This is a genomic window from Brachyspira catarrhinii, assembly GCF_005518285.1.
GTDB classification, from domain to species: Bacteria; Spirochaetota; Brachyspiria; order Brachyspirales; family Brachyspiraceae; genus Brachyspira; species Brachyspira catarrhinii.
Window position 1 is genome coordinate 1 of sequence record NZ_SJDU01000125.1, and the last position, 6,043, is coordinate 6,043.

A 6,043-nucleotide genomic window follows, 5' to 3' on the forward strand; every position below is an offset into this window, starting at 1 on the left:
AAACACGATAGCGGCGTCAGAACATACTATAGCTTTAATGCTTGCAATTTCGAGAAATATCGTTCCAGCGTCTCAATCTACAAAAGAAGGAAAATGGAATAGAGATTCTTTTACGGGAATCGAACTTTTTGGAAAAACTTTGGGAGTAATGGGATTTGGAAGAATCGGAAGAAAAGTCGTAAATATAGCTTTGGCAATAGGAATGAAAGTTATAGTTTACGACCCTTTTGCAAACGAGGAAACGGTTATTAAAAAGGGAGCTTTATACGAAACTTCTTTGGATAATTTTTTGCCAGAGTTGGATTATCTTTCGATTCATATACCGAAAACAGCGGACACGATTAATATAATAAATAAAGAAAATATGAATAAAATGAAAAAAGGAGCTATAATAATCAACTGTTCGAGAGGCGGATTGGTTAATGAAAACGATTTGAAAGAGGCTTTGGAAAACGGACAAATTTCGGCGGCGGCTATAGATGTTTACGAAAACGAGCCTAAAATCGAAACCTGCCCTTTGATTCATTATAACGGAAACAATATAATTCTTACTCCTCACCTTGGAGCAAGCACTAAAGAAGCGCAAATTAATGTCGCTTTGGATGTCGCCTCCCAAATAAAAAAAGTTCTTTCGGGCGGTTATACCGACTCTGCCGTTAATATTCCTTCGCTTAATCCCGAAAAATTAGAACCCGTTAAAGATTACATGAAAATTTCGGAAAACGCGGGAGAGATTATAGGACAAATATCAAAAGGAAAAATAAAATCTTTTGAAATAACCGCTTACGGAGAGCTTATAAAATTGGATATAGAGCCTTTGGTAGTCGCCGTGTTGAAAGGCGCTTTATCTTCTATATTCCATGATGTTAATTATGTAAACGCTCCATTTTTGGCGAAACAAAGAGGAATTGAAATAAAAATTATAAAATCGGAAGCTCCTTCGAGTTATACGAGTTTGTTAAAAGTAAAGATGATAACCGATATTGAAGAGAATGATGTTTCGGTTTCTTTAATAGCAAAAAATATTGCAAGAATAGTAAAATTAAACGATTACGATGTCATAATAAAACCAAACGAACATATTCTTATCGTTCCTCATATAAATCAACTCGCTATGGTTGCGAAAGTGGCAAACGCTTTATGCGAAGACAATATTAATATAGGCTCGATGAATGTGTCGCAAAATATCAAAGGAAGCGATATGTCGATAATGGCTATAGATATCGATTCGGATTTAAGCGAAGAAATGTTGGATAAAATATCGAAAATAGACGGAGTTCATAATCCGAAGTATATCAAATTAAATATGTAATTAATTTGAGGAATTTATTTTTAAATGAAATTAGCAGTTTTTGATTTTGACTCCACGCTTATGGACGGAGAAACTTTAGACATAATAGCGAAAGAAACCGATTATTACGAAAAAATAAAAGAAATCACAGAAAAAGGCATGAAAGGAGAATTGGATTTTTTTGAAAGTTTAACTTATCGCGTCAATTTGCTTGAAGGAATGAAATTAAAAAAAGTAAACGAAATATGCGCATCTCTTCCGATTATGAATGGAGCGAAAGAAACGATTGAAGAATTGAAAAAAAAAGATTATAAATGCGTTTGTTTTTCTGGAGGATTCAAAAACGCCACTTCGATATTCGTTCAAAAATTAAAATTGGACGGAGAATTTTCAAATATATTCCATACAAATAATAATATATTAACGGGAAAAGTAGGAGGCGAGATGATGTTTGCAGACAGCAAGGGAAATATGCTTTTAGCCTTGCAAAAATTACTCAATATTTCAAGCGATGACACTCTCGTAGTCGGAGACGGAGCGAACGATTTGAGCATGTTTAAATATGCGAAAAATAGAGTCGCTTTTTGCTCGAAAGAAATTCTAAAAAAAGAAGCGAATATAATAATAGACGAAAAAGATTTAAGACTTATATTAGATAAATTATAATATATAAACCATAATAATAAATAAAATTTAACCCGCAATAAATTTTTTAACATTTGATTATTAAATCTATCGCGGGCTTTATGAAAAATAATAAACTACTTATTTCTATAATACGGTTTATACGAATTTCTGTTTCGATTATTATTGTTATTATATCTTCTGTTATTGTATCCGCCGTTTTTAGAAAATACTTTTACTCTTCTGTATGGAGGCTCGCCATCGCTTTTCGTTTCGACATCCTTATCGTTTTGCAACTCCAAATGTATTATTCTTCTTTCGTAAGGAGACATAGGTTCTAATACCACCGCTCTCCTCGTCTTTTTTGCCTGCTGAGCCGCTTGACGCGCAATATGTTTTAAGGTTTCCTCTCTTCTCTCTCTATATCCGTCAATATCGAGTATTACATGTCTTTCTTCGTCTTCTCCGAAATGTTTGGAAGCGATTAAAGAAACCAAAAACTGCAAAGCCTCTAAAGTGGAGCCTTTTTTTCCTATGAGAACTCCCGAGTCTTCCGTAGAAACATTTATATATATTCTGCTTCCGCTTTCTTCTTTCGCCGTAACTTCGGCGGTTATTCCCATATACTTCAATATGTCCGAAACTATAGATTTGAATTCTCCGAGATTTTCCGATATTTCTTCATAATAAACTCTGATAACCGTAGGAGTTTCTTCGCCTATTCCGAATAAATTTCTTTTTCCTTTTTCCACAACCTCGATTCTAACTTGCTCTTCCGTAAGATTTAACTCTTCCAGCGCTTTGCTTATAGCGTCTTTTTCCGATTTGCCGCTAAATTCTTTTACTAACATTTTTTGCCCTCCTATAAATAATTAATTTAATTTTTTTATTTTCTTTTTTTATTATTTGCATTTCTATTATTTTTTAATTTTTTTTGTTTATTTTTTGTTTTGCCCGATTTATTTTCTTCTTCAATATTATTATCTTCGTTTTTATTTAATAATTTTGCCGTTATAAATTGTTGAGCGACTCCGAATACATTTTGCGCTGTCCAATATAACGCGAGTCCGCTTGCAAAATTATAGAATAGAACAAGCATCATAAGAGGAAATATCGTGGACATCATTTTCATTTGAGTCGCAGCCGAACCCGAAGTTCCCGCGCTTGAAGAAGGCTGAAGTTTCATACTTAAATAGCTCGTTATCGCCATAAGTATCGGAAACAAATTAAAATTAAGCCCTCCCAAAATTGGAACTCCCATAGGAAACACAAACAATTTATCGGGCGAAGACAAATCCGTTATCCATAAAAAAGGCGTATTCCTTAATTCCACCATCGACTGCATCAAATAGAAAAAAGCTATAAGCAGAGGAAAAGGCAAAAGCATAGGCAAACATCCGCCCAGAGGATTAATTTTCTCTTTCTTATATATCGCCATAATTTCCGCGTTCAATTTTTCTGGATTATCTTTATACTGCTCTCTTATTCTCTCTATTTTAGGATTAACAAGCTGCATTCTTCTCATCGATTTATAAGAAGCATGATTTAGAGGATAAGTTATTATTTTAAATAAAAGCGTAAATAATATTATCGCCCAAGCGTAATTTTTAGTGATATTATATAAGCCGTTTAGCATAATATCCAAAATATATGTCAAAGGTCTTAAATTAAGTCCCAAAAAAGATTCCTGAAAAATAGATTCGTAAGATTCTTCGAGATAATATTTTGCAAATAAACCTCTCACTTTAGGTCCCATATAAATCGAATAATTATCGGTAATCGAACTTCCCGCGTTAATATTATGTTTTGTAAGCAGATTTGCCAAATGAAAATCGTTTCTGTATTCGTTTGTAGTTGGACGAGAGAAAGTCATCGTTTCAAAAGTTATATTCGATTGAGGCGGACTCGATATAATAGCAAAATATCTATTGTTTAAGGCAACCCATTTATCTTCGCCTTCGTAAATATTATATCTCATAGCGTTGGTTTTAGAGCCTCTCGAACCAAATATTCTTGAAATTATATTTTCTTTCGTTATATCGCCCGTGAGCAAAATTCTCGATTTTCCGTTTCCTCTTATAAGATATTGCGCTCTTGTAGAATCTTCTCGCACGGAATTTCTATCCGTTCTGTAAGGTCCGATTCCCGTTCCCAAAAAATAGGAATAATACATTGACAAATTTTTATCGCCAATATTTTCGATTGTCACGCTGTTTTTTAATTGATAAGGGTCTTCTCCAAACGCAAAACTTTTCTTTATTCTAACGGGAACATTTTCTATAACCGCATCGGCGATATAATTTATAGTTTCATTGTTAGTTTCGATTATATTATAATTTAGATTTTCTGGGACGGCTATCGAATTTGAAAGATTTTGAAAAGTTAAAGTAAAAGGATAAATGCCGTTATAAACCTGCCCGACCATATCGACTATTTCGTTTGTGGCGTTTTTAGGAATATCCTGTTTATAATAATTTTTCAATTCGTAGGAATATAAAGCGCCGTTTCTTAATTTCGCTATAACATATTCGTTTTCTAAAATTTGAATTTCATTATTTAAATCGTTAGTATCGCTATAATCTATTTTTTGCATACTTGAAGTGTTTAGCGTTATGTTTATATTTTCTTCATTTTCATTATTATTGGTTTCGTTTAATGTCAATGCATTATTCGTATCGGCATTTTGAGAATTTGTCGGTCTCATAAACCTCGATTGATAAAACATATATATAAACAATATTATAGCGGAAAGCCCAATCGCTATAGCCATTCTTTTTCCATCGCTCATAAATCTTTACTTAATCTCCTAAATCTTCAATAATCTTAAATTAAACTAAATCAAAAATCCTAGATTAAAAATAAACCCGCGCTTACTTAAAAAATCAAGGAACGGGGTCGTATATTTTTTTCGCCAAAGGATTGCATCTAATCACTCTCAATATTGCAAGAAAGCTTCCCTTAAAAACTCCGTATTTCATAACCGACTGTTTAGCATATTCGGAACATGAAGGAATATATCTGCAAGAAGGTTTCAAATAAGGCGATATTGATTTTTGATATAAAAAAATTAAAAATAAAATTACTTTTTTAAGCATTATTAAACCTCATTCAAATTTCTTAAACAATTCCAACAAATCCTTTTTGCAATCTTCAAACGAACGGCTGTTTTTTCTCTTTACTATAATAAAATAATCGTAGCCTTTTGGAATTTTGCTTTTTTCCGTTCGGTATATTTCCCGCACGATTCTTTTTTCTCTGTTTCGACTTACCGCGCTCGATTTATTTCTTTTCATGCTAACGGCAAATCTCGAATAAGGACGATTATTTTTTAGTCCCAATATCGTATAAGAGTAATTAATTGATTTTATTAAATCGGCTCTATTTTCAAAAAAAGCGATTATATCGTTTCTTTTTTTAAGTCTTTCCTTATAATATATTTTTGCCAAAACTATAAAATACTTCCGATTATTAACAAAATTCCAAAAACATCCGCAAATAATTTTTACTCGATTAAATTATTCGTCCGCCGCAGTCAATCTATATCTGCCTTTTCTTCTTCTTCGTTTTAAAATATCTCGTCCATGTTTCGTAGCCATTCGTTTAAAAAAACCAAATTTCCTCGCTCGGCGTAACTTACTTGGCTGATAAGTTCGTTTCATTTTTACTCCTTTGTTTTATTTACCTTTTATAAATTATTTTTTATTTTCGTTATAATTGATTAAAAATTAAAAAACAAAATCAATATTCTTTATTCATATTTTATTTGAATTTACATTATATTAAAAAATTTGTCAATATTAAAAAACGGAAAATGCAATTTCACTCTGTTGTAATGACTTGCATTTTTATTATCTATCAGAAGTATACCTGCGAAAACGAATATTTAGAAAATCTGCGACTTGCCAACTGTGGATTGCTTCTATTTACAAAATAAGTCTCACAATGACGATTTTTAATTTTTTAACGATAAAAAATTTTTGATTAAACTATTGACATATTTTTTAATTTATGTTATATTTTACTTAAATTAATTAATTAAAGTTAATTATTATGAATGATTTAATTATGATTAGATACTATAAATTAGCATACTATAATTTCGTTAAGCAAAGCAAAGCAAAGCAAAGC

7 protein-coding genes are annotated in these 6,043 nt (G+C 31.7%); 2 read left to right on the top strand and 5 right to left on the bottom strand.

The features are described from left to right. Together EZH24_RS06020 and serB are read left to right on the top strand one after the other, a co-directional pair. A partial coding sequence (locus EZH24_RS06020) for an NAD(P)-dependent oxidoreductase (protein ID WP_137998234.1) occupies positions 1-1,312 on the top strand: 1,312 nt, incomplete at its 5' end. Between the two features lie 24 nt (positions 1,313-1,336). Next, positions 1,337-1,957, top strand: a complete 621-nt coding sequence (gene serB, locus EZH24_RS06025; protein WP_137998235.1) for a phosphoserine phosphatase SerB — start codon at positions 1,337-1,339, stop codon at positions 1,955-1,957. 95 nt (positions 1,958-2,052) lie between these two features. Here serB and jag read toward each other — a convergent pair whose 3' ends face one another. From jag to rpmH, 5 genes are all read right to left on the bottom strand, one after another. After that, on the bottom strand, positions 2,053-2,766 hold the full coding sequence (jag, locus tag EZH24_RS06030; protein WP_137998236.1) for an RNA-binding cell elongation regulator Jag/EloR: 714 nt from the start codon (positions 2,764-2,766) through the stop codon (positions 2,053-2,055). A 35-nt stretch (positions 2,767-2,801) separates the two neighbouring features. Then, positions 2,802-4,703 carry a membrane protein insertase YidC gene (gene yidC / locus EZH24_RS06035; RefSeq protein ID WP_137998237.1) on the bottom strand — a complete coding sequence of 634 codons (1,902 nt, stop codon included), beginning with the start codon at positions 4,701-4,703 and terminating at the stop codon, positions 2,802-2,804. A gap of 94 nt (positions 4,704-4,797) precedes the next feature. Beyond that, positions 4,798-5,010, bottom strand: coding sequence for a membrane protein insertion efficiency factor YidD (yidD, locus tag EZH24_RS06040; RefSeq protein ID WP_137998238.1), 213 nt, complete (start codon positions 5,008-5,010; stop codon positions 4,798-4,800). 9 nt (positions 5,011-5,019) lie between these two features. After that, the gene (rnpA, locus tag EZH24_RS06045; protein WP_236847091.1) at positions 5,020-5,361 is read right to left on the bottom strand and encodes a ribonuclease P protein component; all 342 of its coding nucleotides are present in this window, start codon (positions 5,359-5,361) and stop codon (positions 5,020-5,022) included. A 69-nt stretch (positions 5,362-5,430) separates the two neighbouring features. Continuing rightward, positions 5,431-5,574, bottom strand: coding sequence for a 50S ribosomal protein L34 (gene rpmH / locus EZH24_RS06050; protein ID WP_021958902.1), 144 nt, complete (start codon positions 5,572-5,574; stop codon positions 5,431-5,433). Between the last annotated feature and the right edge of the window lie 469 nt (positions 5,575-6,043).